This is a genomic window from Sphaerisporangium sp. NPDC051017, assembly GCF_040683095.1.
In the GTDB taxonomy this organism is placed as follows: Bacteria; Actinomycetota; Actinomycetes; order Streptosporangiales; family Streptosporangiaceae; genus Sphaerisporangium.
Window position 1 is genome coordinate 71813 of the sequence record NZ_JBFBCI010000006.1, and the last position, 15732, is coordinate 87544.

General features: G+C 71.9%; 15 protein-coding genes. 9 read left to right on the forward strand and 6 right to left on the reverse strand.

The genetic code is table 11. The features are described 5' to 3' along the window. Positions 1 to 109 precede the first annotated feature (109 nt). Both AB0M95_RS07825 and AB0M95_RS07830 read left to right on the forward strand, forming a co-directional pair. Positions 110 to 1750 carry a sensor histidine kinase gene (locus tag AB0M95_RS07825; RefSeq protein ID WP_363760991.1) on the forward strand — a complete coding sequence of 547 codons (1641 nt, stop codon included), beginning with the start codon at positions 110 to 112 and terminating at the stop codon, positions 1748 to 1750. After that, entirely contained in the window at positions 1747 to 2409 is a 663-nt protein-coding gene (locus AB0M95_RS07830; RefSeq protein WP_358510992.1) for a response regulator transcription factor, read from the forward strand. Before AB0M95_RS07825 ends, AB0M95_RS07830 begins: the two co-directional genes overlap by 4 nt. 68 nt (positions 2410 to 2477) lie before the next feature. Here AB0M95_RS07830 and AB0M95_RS07835 read toward each other — a convergent pair whose 3' ends face one another. From AB0M95_RS07835 to AB0M95_RS07850, 4 genes are read right to left on the reverse strand one after another with little or no spacing between them, the layout of a single operon-like run. Then, positions 2478 to 3677 (reverse strand): ABC transporter permease, encoded by a 1200-nt coding sequence (locus AB0M95_RS07835; protein WP_363760994.1) that lies wholly within the window; start codon positions 3675 to 3677, stop codon positions 2478 to 2480. Beyond that, positions 3674 to 4429, reverse strand: a complete 756-nt coding sequence (locus tag AB0M95_RS07840) for an ABC transporter ATP-binding protein (protein WP_358510998.1) — start codon at positions 4427 to 4429, stop codon at positions 3674 to 3676. The genes AB0M95_RS07835 and AB0M95_RS07840 overlap by 4 nt, the downstream gene beginning before the upstream one ends. Next, positions 4426 to 5478 (reverse strand): peptidoglycan-binding domain-containing protein, encoded by a 1053-nt coding sequence (locus tag AB0M95_RS07845; RefSeq protein WP_363760996.1) that lies wholly within the window; start codon positions 5476 to 5478, stop codon positions 4426 to 4428. Before AB0M95_RS07845 ends, AB0M95_RS07840 begins: the two co-directional genes overlap by 4 nt. Beyond that, on the reverse strand, positions 5471 to 5995 hold the full coding sequence (locus AB0M95_RS07850; protein WP_363760998.1) for a hypothetical protein: 525 nt from the start codon (positions 5993 to 5995) through the stop codon (positions 5471 to 5473). The genes AB0M95_RS07845 and AB0M95_RS07850 overlap by 8 nt, the downstream gene beginning before the upstream one ends. A 372-nt stretch (positions 5996 to 6367) precedes the next feature. On the opposite strand from AB0M95_RS07850, the gene aceE reads away from it, so the two are divergent. After that, positions 6368 to 9124, forward strand: coding sequence for a pyruvate dehydrogenase (acetyl-transferring), homodimeric type (gene aceE, locus AB0M95_RS07855; protein ID WP_363761000.1), 2757 nt, complete (start codon positions 6368 to 6370; stop codon positions 9122 to 9124). 104 nt (positions 9125 to 9228) lie between these two features. Further along, positions 9229 to 9654, forward strand: a complete 426-nt coding sequence (locus AB0M95_RS07860) for a hypothetical protein (RefSeq protein WP_363761002.1) — start codon at positions 9229 to 9231, stop codon at positions 9652 to 9654. An 8-nt stretch (positions 9655 to 9662) separates the two neighbouring features. Here AB0M95_RS07860 and AB0M95_RS07865 read toward each other — a convergent pair whose 3' ends face one another. Then, positions 9663 to 10430: a WYL domain-containing protein gene (locus AB0M95_RS07865; RefSeq protein ID WP_363761004.1), complete on the reverse strand. Its 768-nt coding sequence runs from the start codon at positions 10428 to 10430 to the stop codon at positions 9663 to 9665. A gap of 147 nt (positions 10431 to 10577) precedes the next feature. Continuing rightward, entirely contained in the window at positions 10578 to 11600 is a 1023-nt protein-coding gene (locus AB0M95_RS07870) for a PHP domain-containing protein (RefSeq protein ID WP_363761006.1), read from the reverse strand. 211 nt (positions 11601 to 11811) lie between these two features. Between AB0M95_RS07870 and AB0M95_RS07875 the strand changes: the two genes are divergently transcribed. The 5 genes from AB0M95_RS07875 to AB0M95_RS07895 all read left to right on the forward strand — a co-directional run bounded on the left by AB0M95_RS07875 (position 11812) and on the right by AB0M95_RS07895 (position 15619). After that, entirely contained in the window at positions 11812 to 12234 is a 423-nt protein-coding gene (locus AB0M95_RS07875) for a hypothetical protein (RefSeq protein ID WP_363761008.1), read from the forward strand. A 74-nt stretch (positions 12235 to 12308) separates the two neighbouring features. Then, complete coding sequence (locus tag AB0M95_RS07880; protein ID WP_363761010.1) at positions 12309 to 12728, forward strand: hypothetical protein; 420 nt, start codon at positions 12309 to 12311, stop codon at positions 12726 to 12728. 1 nt (position 12729) lies between these two features. Further along, positions 12730 to 13884: a glutathionylspermidine synthase family protein gene (locus tag AB0M95_RS07885; protein ID WP_358511023.1), complete on the forward strand. Its 1155-nt coding sequence runs from the start codon at positions 12730 to 12732 to the stop codon at positions 13882 to 13884. Between the two features lie 69 nt (positions 13885 to 13953). After that, positions 13954 to 14403, forward strand: a complete 450-nt coding sequence (locus AB0M95_RS07890; protein ID WP_363761012.1) for a DUF350 domain-containing protein — start codon at positions 13954 to 13956, stop codon at positions 14401 to 14403. A gap of 106 nt (positions 14404 to 14509) precedes the next feature. After that, complete coding sequence (locus tag AB0M95_RS07895) at positions 14510 to 15619, forward strand: helix-turn-helix domain-containing protein (protein ID WP_363761227.1); 1110 nt, start codon at positions 14510 to 14512, stop codon at positions 15617 to 15619. Positions 15620 to 15732 lie beyond the last annotated feature (113 nt).

The following is a 15732-nucleotide window of genomic DNA, read 5'->3' on the forward strand; positions in this document are numbered from 1 at the left end:
TCTTCAGGGTCTCTTCCAGACTGGTACCCAGGTCGGCCCGCGAAAAGAGGGAGAGGCCCTCCCCCGTCAGAGGGAGGGGAAATAAAGACCGAAACGTTACTCTGCGGGGATGTGGCGCTTCGGGCTCCGGACGCGGACGGCCGCCTCTTACGTACTGGTCACCACGGCCGCCGTGCTCCTCGTGGAAGCCATCCTCGTCGGCTACGTGATCTCCTCGGCCAACGGCTCGGACCTCCTCTCGCGGCTCCAGAACCAGGCGGGCAACGACGCCAAGGTGCTGAGCGCCACCGCGAGCAAGGTGTACGCGCGCACGCCGGACATCGACCAGCGGACGCTGCTGATCATGGCGATGAAGGGGTCGATCGGCCTGACCGCCCTGAACGGGCCCGCCGAAGGCCTTCGGTTCGGGACCCCGAAGAAGGGGTCGCCCGGCGCGGTCGAGGCGCTGGTGGACACCCAGGGATGGACCCTCAGCAGCACGGCCCCTGAGGCGTTCCTCCCGAGCCGCCTCCTGGTGAGCAAGCCGCCGTCCACGACCGAGGGGGCAGGGGGAAAGGGTCAGACCCCGCTGGGCGTCGCCGTCTGGTGGATCAGCCCGATCCTCGCCCCCGCCGCCTTTCCCTCGTCGCAGGAGAAGTCGTGGGGCAGCTCGCAGACCCCGGCGGCCGACCCGCTGAAGCCCTCCAGGACCCCCGCGAGCGCCGATCCCGCCGGCAAGGGGCTCGGCAAGAAGCTGCAAACAATCGGATACGTATACGTGCAGGCGCCCGTGGATACGAAGACGACCACCTCGTACGGGAACGTCGTCATTCCCCTGCTGCTGCCTGGCGCGCTGGTGCTGGCGCTCGTGGTGCCCGTCGGCGTCATGTTCGGGATGCTCAGCACGGGTCCGCTGATCCGCCGCATCACCCGGCTGGCCGAGGTCACCACGGCCGTCGCCACGGGGGACTTCGCGCCCAGGGTGAAGGTCTCGGGACAGGACGAGGTCAGCCGCCTGGAGGACGGGTTCAACAAGATGACCGAGCGGCTCGGCGCAGCCGTGGAGGCCGAGCGGCTCTCGGCGCGGGCCGACGCGCGCCAGGCCGAGCGGTCGCGGATCGCCCGCGAACTACACGACTCCATCTCGCAGGACCTGTTCTCGCTGAGCCTGCTCGCCGCCGGGATGCGCAGGGCCGCGCCCGGGGAACTGCGCCGCGAGACCGAGGCCATGGAGCGGACGGCCGCGCGCGCGATGCGCGAGATGCAGGCGCTGCTGCTGGAGTTGCGCCCGGTGGCGCTGGAGGACTCCGGCCTGGTCCCGGCGCTGGAGGAGCTGTCCCGGGCGTACGAGACCCGGCTCGGGATCAGCGTGCGCACGTTCCTGGCCGAGGTGCCGCTGACGCCACCGGCCGAGCACGCGGTGCTGCGCCTGACGCAGGAGGCGCTCGGCAACGCCGTCAAGCACGGGGACCCGGAGGGCGTCGAGGTACGGCTGTGGCACGAGGGGCGTGAGGTGGGCATCCGGGTGGCGGACGACGGCCGGGGCTTCGACCCGTCCCACCCTCCGCCGAGCCACGGGATGGGCCTGCGGCTGATGCGCGAGCGGGTGGAAGAGCTAGGAGGCCGGTTCTCGCTGGTCAGCGAGCCGGGCGGGGGCACGGTGGTGACCGCGGTCCTCCCCGCGGCTCCGGGCGGCACCCCCGGCGAGCCGCGGACGCCGGAGGACGCGACCGAGCACACGCGTCGCCGGGACCCCGTGGAGGCCTCGTGATCAGGGTCCTCATCGTGGACGACCACGAGGTCGTGCGGCAGGGGCTGCGGTTCGTCCTCGACCAGGAGGAGGGCATCGAGGTCGTCGGGGAGTGCCCGGACGGCGACCGCGCGCTCGCCGCCGTCCGGGCACTGCGCCCCTCGGTGATGCTGCTGGACATGGTGATGCCCGGCATGGACGGCCTCGAGGTGCTGCGGCGGCTCGGCCCCGACCGGCCGGCGGTCATCGTGCTGACCTCTTTCCAGGAGGACGAGCGCGTGGTGGCCGCCGTGCGCCTCGGCGCGCTGTCCTATCTGCCCAAGACCACGGCCGTGGACCGCGTGGTGGAGGCCGTACGCGCGGCCGCGCGGGGCGGGAGCGTCCTGGAGCCGGGGATCGCGGCGCTGCTGCTGCGCCAGGTGCGGCGCGGCGAGCCCCGCGGCCGCCTGGACGCGCTGACGCCGCGCGAGCGGGAGGTGCTGACCGCGCTGGCCAAGGGGCGTTCCAACTCCGAGATCGCGCGGTCGCTGTCGCTGGGGAAGGAGACGGTGAAGACGCACGTGTCGAGCATCCTGGCCAAGCTGGGCGTCGCCGACCGCACGCAGGCCGCGATCGTCGGCCTCCAGCAGGGCCTCGTGCCGCTGGACGAGGCGCTGGAGGCCGACGGCTCGCAGAGATGAACGGCTCTCACGGGGATGAGCATGGATAAGCGCGGGCAGACGGTGCGCAAGGTCAGACGGTGAGCCGGTCAGACGGTGCGCAGGGCGTCGGTCGGGGGCAGGCGGGCGGCGCGCAGGGCCGGATACAGCCCCGCCAGCCCGCCGACCAGCAGGGCGACCGCGAACCCGCCCCACAGCCCCTCGGCCGGGATCAGCACCGCCCAGCCGCGGGCGCGCGCCAGCGCGAGCGTGACCGCGCAGCCGATGCCCACTCCCCCGGCGCCGCCGAGCGCGGCCAGCACGAGCGATTCGGTGAGGAACTGGCCCGCTACGTGCAGGCGGGCGGCGCCGAGAGCCCGGCGCAGGCCGATCTCGCCGCGCCGCTCCAGCACCGAGATGACCATGATGTTGCCGATGCCGATCCCGCCGACCAGCAGCGCGATGGCGCCGAGGCCGAGGAACAGGGCGGACCCCGACTCCGCCACCGCCATCCGCGTGGTCAGGGCGTCCGACGGGCGGTTCACGTCCACCGTCTCGGGCCGGGCGGGGTTGGTGGTGGGGCCGAGGAGTCCCGCGACCTCCTCCACCCGATCCTGCCGCGCCCGCACGTACACCCGGGTGGGGTGGCCGTTGTACCCGAGCAGGCGCGTGGCGACCGGGAAGCCGACGAGGGCCGACCGGTCGATCTCGGGGGCCAAGGTGAAGGGGTCGAGGATGCCGGTGACGGTGAACCAGTGCTCCTGGATCCAGACCCGGGTCCCGGCGTCGACCCGGCTGATGCCGAGCGTCCGCGCGGCCTCGTAGCCGAGCACGACGACCGGGTACGCCGCGGTCGTGGCGTCCAGGAAGCGGCCCTGGCGGACGTGGCCGTCCAGGGTGGTGAGCAGTGAGACGTCACACGCCCGCACGGCCAGGCCCCCGGTCTGGCCCACCGGCACGTGATCGTGCCGGTAGACGTTCTGGCCGAGCATCTGCGTGGTGGGCGCGACGCCGGTGACGCCCTCGACGCGGCGGATCATCCGCGCGGCGTCGGCGGGCAGCTCGGCCTCGGCGCCGCCGAGATCCCTGCCGTTGGCGACCGTGAGCAGGTTGGTGCCGAGCCGGTCGATCTGGGCGAGCAGCGCCGACTGGCTGGAGCGGGTGACGCCGAGGACGGCGACGATGGCGGCGATCCCGATGGCGATGCCGAGGGCCGACAGCAGGGCGCGCGGCCGCCGGGCCCGCAGGCCGAGGGTGCCGACCCCGATCAGGTCCGCGGCCCGCAGCCGGCTGAGATTCGCCGCGCTCACCGGAGGGCCGTGCCGGTGTCGGCGACGACGCGGCCGTCGCGGATCTCGATCCTGCGCGGGCAGGCGGCGGCGACGCCGGGATCGTGGGTGACGATCACCAAGGTGGTGCCCTCCTGGTTGAGCTCGTGGAGCAGGCCGACGATCTCCGCCCCGGTGGCGGAGTCGAGATTGCCGGTGGGTTCGTCGGCGAAGACGATGGACGGCCTGCCGACCAGGGCCCGGGCGATGGCGACCCGCTGGCGCTCGCCGCCGGACAACTTGGACGAGCGGTGCCGGGCCCGGTGCGCGAGCCCGACCCTCTCCAGCGCGGCGACGGCCAGGCGGCGGCGCTCGGTGGCGGGCACGCCCCGGTAGAGCAGCCCCGTGGCGACGTTCTCGGTCGCCGTCAGGCTGTCCAGCAGGAAGAACCGCTGGAAGACCACGCCGACGTGGTGGGCGCGCAGCCCGGCCAGGCGCCGGTCCCTGTACCGCTCGACGGCGTGGCCGGCCAGCCGGACCGAGCCGGAGGTCGGACGGTCGAGCGCGGCCATCAGGTGCAGGAGGGTCGATTTGCCTGAGCCGGACGGCCCGAGCAGCGCGACCATCTCCCCGGCCCGGACGGTCAGCGAGACGTCGCGGACCGATTCGACCGGCGGCTCGCCGGGGTAGACCTTGCGGACGCCGCTCAGTTCCAGCACGGGGCCGCCGGCGTCGCCGTCCCGGGGCGAGGGCCCGGCCGGGACGGTGGATGTGGCGGGGGGCGTGCGCGTCATTCGACGGGCACCTCGACCTGCGCGCCCTCGTCCACGCCGGTCACCTCGACCACCCCGGCCGCCTCGTCGAACAGGCCGGTCTCGACCAGGACCTTCTGGCGGCGGCCTCCCTGCACCGTGACGACCGCGGTCCTGCCGCCCGGCTGGGCGAGCAGCGCGACGATCGGCACGGTGAGGACGTCGCGGTGCCGCTCTACGGTGATCTCGACCTGGACCAGCGCCTGGTCGAGCGCCTTGACGGGCTTGCCGCGCAGGCGGACGGTGACCGGGACCGCCGATTGCGTCTGCCCGGGGTCCTGCGCGCCCGCCACCTGCACCGCGACCGTGCCCACCCGGGTGACCGAGCCCTCGCGCGTCCTGCCGTCGGGCAGCGTGACGATCACCTTGTCGCCGCGCCGCACGGTCGGGGCCATCGTGGGGTCGAGCTGGACGGACACGATGGGCTCCGCGCTGGTCCCGTGCAGGACGCGGCCGCCCGCGGTGTCCCCCGCCTTCACGTCCTGGCCGGTCACGCGCAGCGGCCTCGGCAGGAAGACGACCTGCCCGAGCGGCACGGCGCCGGTGACGGGCAGGTGGACGTCGTGCTGCCAGCGCCGTATCGCGTAATAGGTGGAAAGGTCGAAGTCGCGGTCCACGGTAAAGCCGGTGTAGCCGAGCGCCCGCAGGTTGCGTTCGAGCTGCAGGACGTCGGCGCCGTCGGTCATGCCGAGGGTGAACTCCCGCCAGGCCGGCCTGGCGCCGTACATCAGCGGGACCTTGCGGCCGTTCACCTCGTAGAGCGCGTGTCCGCGGGTGATCGTCGCGCCGATGGCGGGCAGCCGGGTGACGACGCCTCCCGCGCCGTTGACGGTGTAGGAGCCGTCGTAGGTGACGGTGCCGTTGACCTGCCGGCGCTCGGCCACGTCGGTGCGGGTGACCGGGGCGGTGCCGGTGGCGACCGGGGGGACGGTGGTGGCGGGCCGAGGGGCCTCGCGCAGTAGCGCCCAGCCCCCTCCGGCGGCGGCGAGCACGACGACGCCGGCGAGCGTGGTCGTGACCGCCCTACCCACGCGCGCCGTCCGAGGAGGCTTTGACGCCCTTGCCGGGGAGGTACTGCCTGCATGCCTCGAACTGGGTCCTGAGACCCCTTTTGCCGAGGTCGTCGAGCCGCTTGGGCAGCGAGAAGGCCCCTTCGGGGTTCGGGTCGGGCCAGTCGCGCAGGCCGTGCTCGCGCATGCAACGGGAGAACTCGCGGAGCTTGGCCATCTCGGCCGCGGTGACCGGTTTGCCGCCCTGCCCCTTGTCGGGCAGGCGGTCGATGTACGTCCTGCAGGCGTCCAACGCCGCCCGGCCGGGCTTGGCGGCCCCGTCGGGCACCCCGACCTCCCCTGTACTCGGGTCGACGGTCGGGTCGGGGAAGCCGGGCATCCCGTGGGTCCTGAGGCACCTGGCGACGTCCTTGAACAGGGCCAGCGTCCGCGCGGCCCCGGTGGGGGACGGTGAGGGCGTCGCGGTGCCGGGCGACGTGGACGCGCATCCGGCGAGCACCGCGACCAGGCATGACGAAGCCGTGAGTCGGCGCAGCATCGATCTTTCCTAGCGTCGTGGGTGGACGGGCCCCGCGGGAGCCGTGATTTCAAGGCTTCCGGGGTGGAGCCGTCCGCGCATCGCGCGAGGGCGGGGTTGGATGTCCCTCTTGCGGGGGAGGCAGAGGGGTGCGGGCACCCTGATGAACCCCCTGCTAAGAACGGAGTATCTCTCCGGTTTTGCATGATTTGCCGCCAGCGGGGAGGATCGTCCTACCATCGGTGGTCTAGGCCATGGTTGTGTCCCTGCCAGCAGGGACATCTTGGTTACCGGACGGTAGAGATGCACTTTCCGGAGCAAGCAGCCAGGATGGAAGACGACCTAGACAACGTAGAAGAGGCTTACCAGTCCATAATCGGAAGGCGAGACCCAGTGGCTTCCGGACGCCAGCGTTTCTCGATCATCAGCGACGGCCTACCCAGCCAGTTGCCTGATGTCGACCCCAGCGAGACTCAGGAGTGGCTCGAGTCGCTTGACACCGTCGTGAAGACGGAGGGTCGTAGCCGAGCCCGCTATCTGATGCTGCGCCTGCTCGAGCGAGCGCGCGAGCACCAGGTGGGGGTGCCCGGACTGCGGAGCACCGACTACATCAACACGATCCCGCCGGAGCGCGAGCCCTGGTTCCCGGGCGACGAGTACGTCGAACGACGCATCCGCGCCTATATCCGGTGGAACGCCGCCGTCATGGTCACCCGGGCCAACGCCCGCACCAACGTCGGCGGTCACATCGCGACCTACGCCTCGGCCGCGTCGCTGTACGAGGTGGGCTTCAACCACTTCTTCCGCGGCAAGGACCACGGAGAGTCCGGCGACCAGGTCTTCATCCAGGGCCACGCCGCCCCGGGCATCTACGCCCGGGCGTTCCTGGAGGGCCGCCTGAACGAGGCGCAGCTCGACGCGTTCCGCCAGGAGCTGTCCCACGGCTTCAAGGGCCTGCCGTCCTATCCGCACCCGCGCCTGATGCCCGACTTCTGGGAGTTCCCCACGGTCTCCATGGGCCTCGGCGCGATCGACGCGATCTACCAGGCGCGGTTCAACCGCTACCTGCTCAGCCGCAAGATGAAGGACACCAGCCGCAGCCACGTATGGTGCTTCCTCGGCGACGGCGAGATGGACGAGCCCGAGTCGCTCGGCGCGATCGGCCTGGCCGCCCGTGAGGAGCTCGACAACCTCACGTTCGTGATCAACTGCAACCTGCAGCGGCTCGACGGCCCGGTACGCGGCAACGGCAAGATCATCCAGGAGCTCGAGTCGTTCTTCCGGGGGGCCGGATGGAACGTCATCAAGGTCGTCTGGGGCCGCGACTGGGACCCGCTGCTGGCCGCCGACGTCGACGGCGTGCTCGTCAACAAGATGAACACCACCCCCGACGGGCAGTTCCAGACCTACTCCGTCGAGTCGGGCGAGTACATCCGCGAGAACTTCTTCGGGGACGACCCCCGCCTGCGCAAGATGGCCGAGCACCTGTCCGACGACGACATCCGCAAGCTCTCGCGCGGCGGCCACGACTACCGCAAGGTGTACGCGGCGTTCAAGGCGGCCCGCGAGCACGTCGGCCAGCCCACGGTCATCCTCGCCCAGACCATCAAGGGATGGACCCTCGGCAAGGACTTCGAGGCGCGCAACGCGACGCACCAGATGAAGAAGATGACCAAGGCCGAGCTCAAGGAGTTCCGCGACCGGCTCTACCTCCCGATCCCCGACAAGGACCTCGAGGGCGACCTGCCCCCGTACTTCCACCCGGGCGAGAACGACGAGGAGATCGCCTACATGCGGGAGCGCCGCGCGGCGCTCGGCGGTTACCTGCCGAGACGCGTCACGCGCGCCAAGGCGCTCAAGCTCCCCGGCGACAATGTCTACGCGGACCTGAAGAAGGGCTCGGGCAAGCAGAACGTCGCCACGACGATGGCGTTCGTCCGCCTCCTGAAGGACCTGATGCGGGACAAGGAGATCGGCGCGAGGTTCGTCCCGATCATCCCCGACGAGGCGCGCACGTTCGGCCTCGACGCGATGTTCCCGACCGCCAAGATCTACTCCCCGCACGGCCAGACGTACGAGGCCGTCGACCGCAACCTGCTGCTGTCGTACAAGGAGTCGACCGAGGGGCAGATCCTCCACGAGGGCATCAGCGAGGCCGGCTCGATGGGCTCGACGATCGCCGTCAGCACGTCCTACGCCACGCACGGCGAGCACATGATCCCGATCTACATCTTCTACTCGATGTTCGGGTTCCAGCGCACCGCCGACCAGATGTGGGCGATGGGCGACCAGATGGGACGCGGCTTCCTGCTGGGCGCGACGGCCGGGCGCACCACGCTCAACGGCGAGGGCCTCCAGCACGAGGACGGCCACACGCCGCTGATCGCCTCGACCAACCCCGCCGCGGTCGTCTACGACCCGGCGTGGGCGTTCGAGATCGCGCACATCGTGCAGGACGGCCTGCGCCGCATGTACGGCGAGAACCCCGAGGACGTCTTCTACTACCTCACCGTCTACAACGAGCCGTACCCGCAGCCGGCCGAGCCCGAGGGCCTGGACGTCCAGGGCGTCCTCAAGGGCCTGTACCGCTTCGCCGAGGCCCCGGACGTCGAGGGGCCGCGCGCGAACATCCTCGCCTCCGGCGTGGCCGGTCGCTGGGCCCTGGAGGCGCAGCGGCTGCTGGCCGAAGAGTGGGGCGTCGCGGCGACGGTGTGGTCGGCGCCCTCGTGGTCGGAGCTGCGCCGCGAGGCTCTGGACTGCGAGGAGCACAACCTGCTCAACCCCGAGTCCGAGCAGCGCGTGCCGTACGTCACCGGCCTGCTGAAGGACGTGCCGGGGCCGTTCGTGGGCGTCAGCGACTACATGCGGGCCGTCCCGGACCAGATCGCCCGGTGGGTGCCCGGCGACTGGGCCTCCCTGGGCACCGACGGCTTCGGCCTGTCGGACACCCGCTCGGCGCTGCGCCGCCACTTCCACGTGGACGCCGCGTCGATCACCCTGACGGTCCTGGCCGAGCTGGCCAAGCGCGGCGAGGTCAAGCAGGAGGTCCCGCGCGACGCCATCTCGCGCTACCACCTGAAGAACGGCGTCACCGAGGTCGTCGCGCAGGCGACGCCGGAGAGCAACGAGACGCAGTCCATGGGGGTCTGATCCCCGAACGTCGTCACGGGCCCCGCGTACGCGTGCGCGGGGCCCGTCGCCGTTCCGAGGGCCCTGGACGCGTCCTGGATGGGCCGCCAAGTCAGTCACAAGCCATGAACAAGCCGCCTGTCCCCATCTCGTCCGGCAAGGACGAGACCCCGTCCTCGACGCTGCCGTGGGTGCTGGCCGGGGGCGGCGCGGTCGTTGGGCTCGGCGTGGTCATGGTGCTGGTCGTCGCGCTGGGCCGCAGGCGGCGCCGGTCGGCGTCCGCGCCGGCGTTCCCGGGGCCACAGGGGTACGGACCCGCGCCGCAGTGGCAGCCGGCCGCCCGTCCGTACGGCCTGCCGCCGGGGGCGCATCCGGGCGCGGGACCGGTGGCCGGTCCGGGGCCGCGGCCCGGACAGCCGTACGCGCCGCAGGCGCCGGTCCCGGCCGGACGCCCCGACGGGTACGGCGGGGACGACCGGCACGTCGCCGACCTGGAACGCGAGATCGCCGAGCTGCGCCGGCGCCTGGACAACCGGCCCGAGGGCCCGTGACGGCGGGCTCAGCCGAGCGCCTGGTCGCGGGCGATCAGGTCGGGGATGTCCGGGGCGTACTCGTCGAGCTGCCGCCGGGCCGTCGCCGGCTCGCCGGTCAGCGCGGCCGTGCGGACGCGGTCCAGGCGGAACACCCGCACGTCCTCCCGCAGGCGGCACCACGCGACGAGGTACCAGAACCCGCCGCGCCCGCCGAGGAAGACGCCCGGCTCGACGTCGCGTTCGGTGAGCGCGCCGGAGCGGTCCTCGTAGGTGATGTGGAGCACGCGGCGGTGCCGGAGCGCCTCGTCGATCACACGGGCGACACCCGGCCGCGCCTCGGCGTCGCGGGGGTCCGAAACGTGACCGGGAGGGTCCGGAGGGTGGCCCGGGGGGTAGGGTGCGTGGCTGTGCGGGGCGGAAGCGTGGCCGCGGGGGTCTGAAGTGTGCTCGTCGCCGGGGGACGGCGTGGCGGCGACGAGCTTGCGTAACGCGCTGCGGGCGGCGGCGGCGAACGGCCGGTCGCTCGCCCGGCTGAGCGCCACCGCGACGGCGATCGCCTCGTCGGCGGTGAGGTCGAGCGGAGGGGGCGACGCGGTCTTGCCGAGCGCGAAACCGCCGCGCCTGCCCGGCTGGGCATGGATGGGCACCCCCGCCCGCTGGAGGACCGCGACGTCGCGCTCGATGGTGCGGGAGCTCACCCGGAGGCGCTCGCCCAGCTCGCGTGCGGACCGGGACCGGGGGGAGATCGCGCGCAGCTCTTCGACGAGCGCGTAGAGCCGATCGGTTCGGTTCACATCCCGAACGTACGCCCGCCCACCGACATTCGAGCGGCCCGCGAATCCGCGCCCCGTCCAGCTCGCGAACCCGCGCCCCGTCCGGCCATCGGACGCACGCCCCGTCCGGCTCGCGAACCGGCGTCCATCCGGCCCGCGAAGCGCGGTCTACCCGGCGGTCCAGGCCAGGAAATCGGACAGGGGCCAGGTGTCGACCACGCGGTCCGCCTCGACGCCGCACCGCACGGCGCGCTCGCACCCGTAGTGCTGCCATTCGAGCTGGCCGGGGGCGTGCGCGTCGGAGTCGATGGAGAACAGGCACCCCATCTCGTACGCGGGCCGCAGCAGGCGCTTGGGCGGGTCGAGCCGGTCGGGGCGGGAGTTGATCTCGACGGCCACGCCGAACCGGCGGCACGCCTCGAAGACGATCTCGGGGTCGAAGTCGGACTCGGGTCTGAGGCCGCCGCGCCTGCCGCCGCCGCGCACGATGCGCCCGGTGCAGTGGCCGAGGACGTCGACGCGCGGGTCGGCGATGGCCGTGACCATGCGGCGGGTCATGTCGTCGCGGTTCATGCGGAGCTGGGAGTGGACGCTGGCGACGACCACGTCCAGCCGCTCCAGCAGCTCGGGCTCCTGGTCGAGCGAGCCGTCGGGCAGGATGTCCACCTCGATGCCGGTGAGGACGCGGAACGGCGCGAGCTCGTCGTTCAGCGCGGCGATGACGTCGAGCTGCTCGCGCAGCCGGTCGGGCGACAGGCCGCCCGCGACGGTGAGGCGCGGCGAGTGGTCGGTCATGGCGAGGTACTCGTGGCCGAGGTCGCGGGCGGCCAGGGCCATCTCCCTGATCGGCGACCCGCCGTCGGACCAGTCGGAGTGGCTGTGCAGATCACCCTTGAGCGCGGCGCGCAGGGCGGCGGTGGCCTCGTCCAGGTCGAGGCCCGCGGTGTCCTCGAGGCGACGCAGGTAGGTGGGGGTCCTGCCGTCCAGCGCCTCGGTGACGACCAGGGATGTGACCTTGCCGATGCCCTTGAGCTCGGAGAGGCCGCCCGAGCGGGCCAGCCGTTCGAGCTCGCCGTGGGGCAGGTCGGCGATGGTGGAGGCCGCGCCGCGGAAGGCGCGCACGCGGTAGGTGGGCTCTCCGGCCCGCTCCAGCAGGAAGGCGATGCGTTTCAGGGCTTCGACCGGTTCCACAGGGCGAATCTACCCCGGCCGCGCGGCCGTCCTCGCCGCCCATCTCGCGCGAGCGCCGGAACTTATGTTCTGCTTATACGAATTTCTCCGGATAGGAACCTCATTTACGGCAAGCCCGTTGAACGGTCCAAACGGTACGCTGATCTGACTTTTCGAGAGATGGACATCGATGGCGAACCCCGAGCCAGGCCCCCCGCGACCTTCGCACTACTTGGCACCAGCGGGACCCTCGGCGGGGGAGCCGGCGGGCGAGGCCAAGAAGAAGCTGTCGAGCAGCGCCATCGCCCTCGGCACGATGGGCGTACTGTCCACGCTGTTCGTCGGTTTCTGCGCGGCCCAGGACGCCTACGCCCCGCGCGTGGCCGCGGACTGCGTGGACCTCCACAGCAGGCAGCCGGACGGCTCCTATCTGAGCGTCAACGATCGCTACTGCGATGACGACGGCGGCGGCTCGGGCTCCGGCGGGTACCACGGATCCCACGGCGCCTACGGCTGGTACTACGGCGGAACCCGGCTGGCCGGCCGGGTTCGCGGCGGCACGACCATACGGCCGTCCAACGCCCACATCAGCACCCGCGCCGGGAACGTCATCCAGCGCGGCGGCTTCGGCGGCCGCATGTTCGGCGGGGGCTGAGCGGCGATCACGACCTCATCGGGAAGGCGATCCGAATCATGACCAATCCCGCACGGCGATTATCGTCGCATGTGGTGACCGTGGGGACTCTGACGATCCTCTCCAGCCTGGTGATGACCTCCTGCGCCCCCTCCCCCGGCCCGTCCGACGCGTACTACGGCGTGAACGGCCACAGCTCCGGCGGGAACGGCACGCAGCCGGACACAGACGACGACCACGAGGAGGAGCCGGACGCGGTGACCGCCGACTGCGTGAGCCGCGCCAGTGAGGACGACGGCTCCTACAAGGTCGTCAGCGCGTCCCACTGCCCGCCCAGGGCCGGAGGCGGCGGGCACGGGCGCTCCGCCTACTTCTGGTACTACGGAGGCCGCCGTCGCAGCGGTCGGGTCTCGCGGGGGACGACCGTCATGCCCAAGGACACCGAGATCGTCACGAGAAGCGGGCGGTCCATCACGCGCGGCGGCCTGGGCGGCCGCGACCACGGAGGGAGCTGAGGTGCGGCGCGAGACGTCCGCGCGGCGGGACGGCTGGGAAGAGATCATCGAGTCGCAGGGGCTCGCCTACCATCGCACCGCGCACCCCGAGCACCTCACCCGCCCGTACTGGGACGAAGGCGTGCACTACAGCTTCACCATGGACGAGGTGCTCGACCTGGAGAGCCAGGTCGAGGAGCTGCACGGCATGTGCCTGGAGGCGGTCGAGCACGTCATCACGCGCGGGCGCTACCACGACTTCGCGATCCCCGGATGGGCCGCGCCCGAGGTGGAGGCCTCGTGGCGGCGCCGCGACCCGCACGTGTACGGACGCTTCGACCTGCGCTACGACGGCACCGGGCCGGCCAAGCTGCTCGAGTACAACGCCGACACCCCGACGAGCCTCGTCGAGACCGCGCTCATCCAGTGGTTCTGGCTCAAGGACACCCACCCGGGCGACGACCAGTGGAACTCCGTCCACGAGCGCCTGATCGAGCGGTGGAAGGGGCTGCCGCTGCAGAGCGGCCCCGCGCACTTCGCCTGGACCAACATGGACGAGACCGGCGAAGAGGTGATGACGCTCGGCTACCTGCAGGAGACCGCCGAACAGGCGGGCCTGACGACGGTGGCCGTCGCCATGGAGGACATCGGCTGGGACGCCGCCGGCCTGCGCTTCGTCGACATGGAAGGGCGGGTCATCCGGACGCTGTGCAAGCTGTACCCGTGGGAGTGGGCGGTCGCCGACCCGTTCGGGCCGCAGGCGGTGCGCGGTCAGGTCTCGATGACCTGGATCGAGCCGCTATGGAAGATGCTGCTGTCCAACAAGGCGCTGCTCGCCGTGCTGTGGGAGATGTACCCGGGCCACCCGAACCTGCTGCCCGCCTACCTCGACGGGCCGCGCGGCCTCACGTCCCACATCGAGAAGCCGCTCCTCGGCCGGGAGGGGGCGAGCATGCGCGTCGTCACGCCCGAAGGCGTCGAGAAGACGGACGGCGAGTACGGCGCCGAGGGCTACGTCTACCAGGAGTTCCAGGCGCTGCCCGACTTCGACGGCTGGCGGCCGGTGCTCGGCGCGTGGGTCGTCGGGGACGAGGCGGCCGGGCTCGGCATCCGGGAGACCTCCGGCCTGATCACCGATGACTCCTCCTCGTTCGTCCCCCACCGCATCGCCCTCTGACCTTCCGGCTCGACCCCCTCCCCCGGCCCCCCACGGCCGGCGCCCCCCGACCTCGTACAGGAGAGACCTATGACCATCGCGCTCGCCGGCCCCCTCGCGGAGGCGCTCGGGCACGGGGCCCTCGCCATCCTCGCCTACGCCGTCCTCGGCGTCCTGCTGCTCATCACGGGCTTCTACGTCATCGACATGGTGACCCCGGGCCGGCTCAGCAAGGTGATCAAGGATGACCGCAACCCGAACGCCGCGCTGCTCGCCGCGTCCGGGCTCGGGGCCCTCGGGCTCATCGTCGCGGCGTCGATCTGGTCCTCGGGCGGCGCACTTCAAGAAGGGCTGCTCGCGACCCTGGTGTTCGGCCTCGTCGGGATCGCCGTCCAGACGCTCGGCATGATCTTCTTCGACCGGGTCGTCGGCATCTCGGTGCGCGAACTGGTGCGCGAGCCGTCGCTGCAGCCCGGGGCGATCCTGCTCGCGGTGACGCACTTCGCCATCGGGCTCATCACGGCGGTCGCGGTGATATAGCGCACAGACGCACCCGCATGGGGCTACCGCACTCGCGCTCACCTGGCACTCTAGGGATGTGAACGACCGGGTACGCGAGGACACCGCACGACGGCTCGAACGCGCGATGGGCAGTCTCGGCACGGCGGCCATGGCCCGGATGGACGATCGTCTGCCCTGGTACCGCGCCCTGTCGGCCGAGGACCGCTCCTGGGTCGGGCTCGTGGCCCAGGCGGGCATCGCCGCCTTCGTCGAGTGGTTCCAGCACGCCGACGAGGGCAGGACCACCCCCAGCATCGAGATCTTCGGCACCGCGCCCCGCGAGCTGAAACGCTCGGTGTCGCTCCAGCAGACCGTCGACCTCGTGCGCGTCGTGGTGGAGGTCGTGGAGGCCGAGGTCACCGACCTCGCCGCGCCCGGCGGCGAGGAGCTGCTGCGCAACGCGATGCTGCGCTACACCCGCGACGTCGCGTTCGCCGCGGCGCAGGTCTACGCGCGCGAGGCCGAGGTGCGCGGCGCGTGGGACGCCCGGCTGGAGGCCCTCATCGTGGACGCGCTGGTCCGCGGCGAGGTGGACGACGGGCTGCACTCCTGGGCGGCCGCGCTCGGCTGGACGTCCTCGCCGGTCGTCGTGCTCGCCGGGTACGCGCCCGACGCCGACCCGCAGTCCGTCATCGACGGCATGCGCGACAAGGGGCGGCGCCTCGGGCAGGACCTGCTGGCGGGCGTGCAGGGCGACCGGCTGATCGTCATCGTCGGCGGCGCCGACAGCGTCAAGGACGCCGCGCGGCACGTCGTCCCCCGGTTCGGGGCGGGCCCCATCGTGATCGGCCCGGAGGTCCCCGACCTGCACACGGCGGCGCGCTCGGCCCGCGCGGCCACGGCGGGCCTGCGCGCGGCGGCCGGCTGGCCCGACGCGCCGCGCCCGGTGCTCGCCGAGGACCTGCTGGCCGAGCGGGCGATCGACGGCGACGAGGACGCGCGGGCCCAGCTGATCGAGAACGTGTACGAGCCCCTGGAGGGCACCCCTCTGCTCGACACACTGGCGACCTACCTGGAGCAGGGGACATCTTTGGAAGCCACGGCCCGTCTGTTGTTCGTCCACCCGAACACAGTGCGTTACCGTTTGAAAAAGATCACGGAACTGACGGGCTACCAGCCGACCGAAGGACGGTCCGCCTTCACCCTCCAGGTCGGGTTGATCCTCGGCCGGTTGTCGCGAACCGTTGTGACTTGACCAGGTTGTGTAACCGGCCGGAAACCTCGGGTGGAGGTTTCCTACAAAGGCCCCCCGACAAAGTTCGTACGGATCATTAGCAGTGTGGTGAACTCCTACAGGGCATGGTGGAT

What these genes read in the sequence shown, in the direction of transcription:
- AB0M95_RS07825 (WP_363760991.1), top strand. Translation starts at nt 110, where the DNA reads ATGTGGCGCTTCGGGCTCCGGACGCGGACGGCCGCCTCTTACGTACTG.
- AB0M95_RS07840 (WP_358510998.1), bottom strand. Translation starts at nt 4,429, where the DNA reads ATGACGCGCACGCCCCCCGCCACATCCACCGTCCCGGCCGGGCCCTCG.
- AB0M95_RS07850 (WP_363760998.1), bottom strand. Translation starts at nt 5,995, where the DNA reads ATGCTGCGCCGACTCACGGCTTCGTCATGCCTGGTCGCGGTGCTCGCC.
- AB0M95_RS07860 (WP_363761002.1), top strand. Translation starts at nt 9,229, where the DNA reads ATGAACAAGCCGCCTGTCCCCATCTCGTCCGGCAAGGACGAGACCCCG.
- AB0M95_RS07890 (WP_363761012.1), top strand. Translation starts at nt 13,954, where the DNA reads ATGACCATCGCGCTCGCCGGCCCCCTCGCGGAGGCGCTCGGGCACGGG.
- AB0M95_RS07895 (WP_363761227.1), top strand. Translation starts at nt 14,510, where the DNA reads ATGGGCAGTCTCGGCACGGCGGCCATGGCCCGGATGGACGATCGTCTG.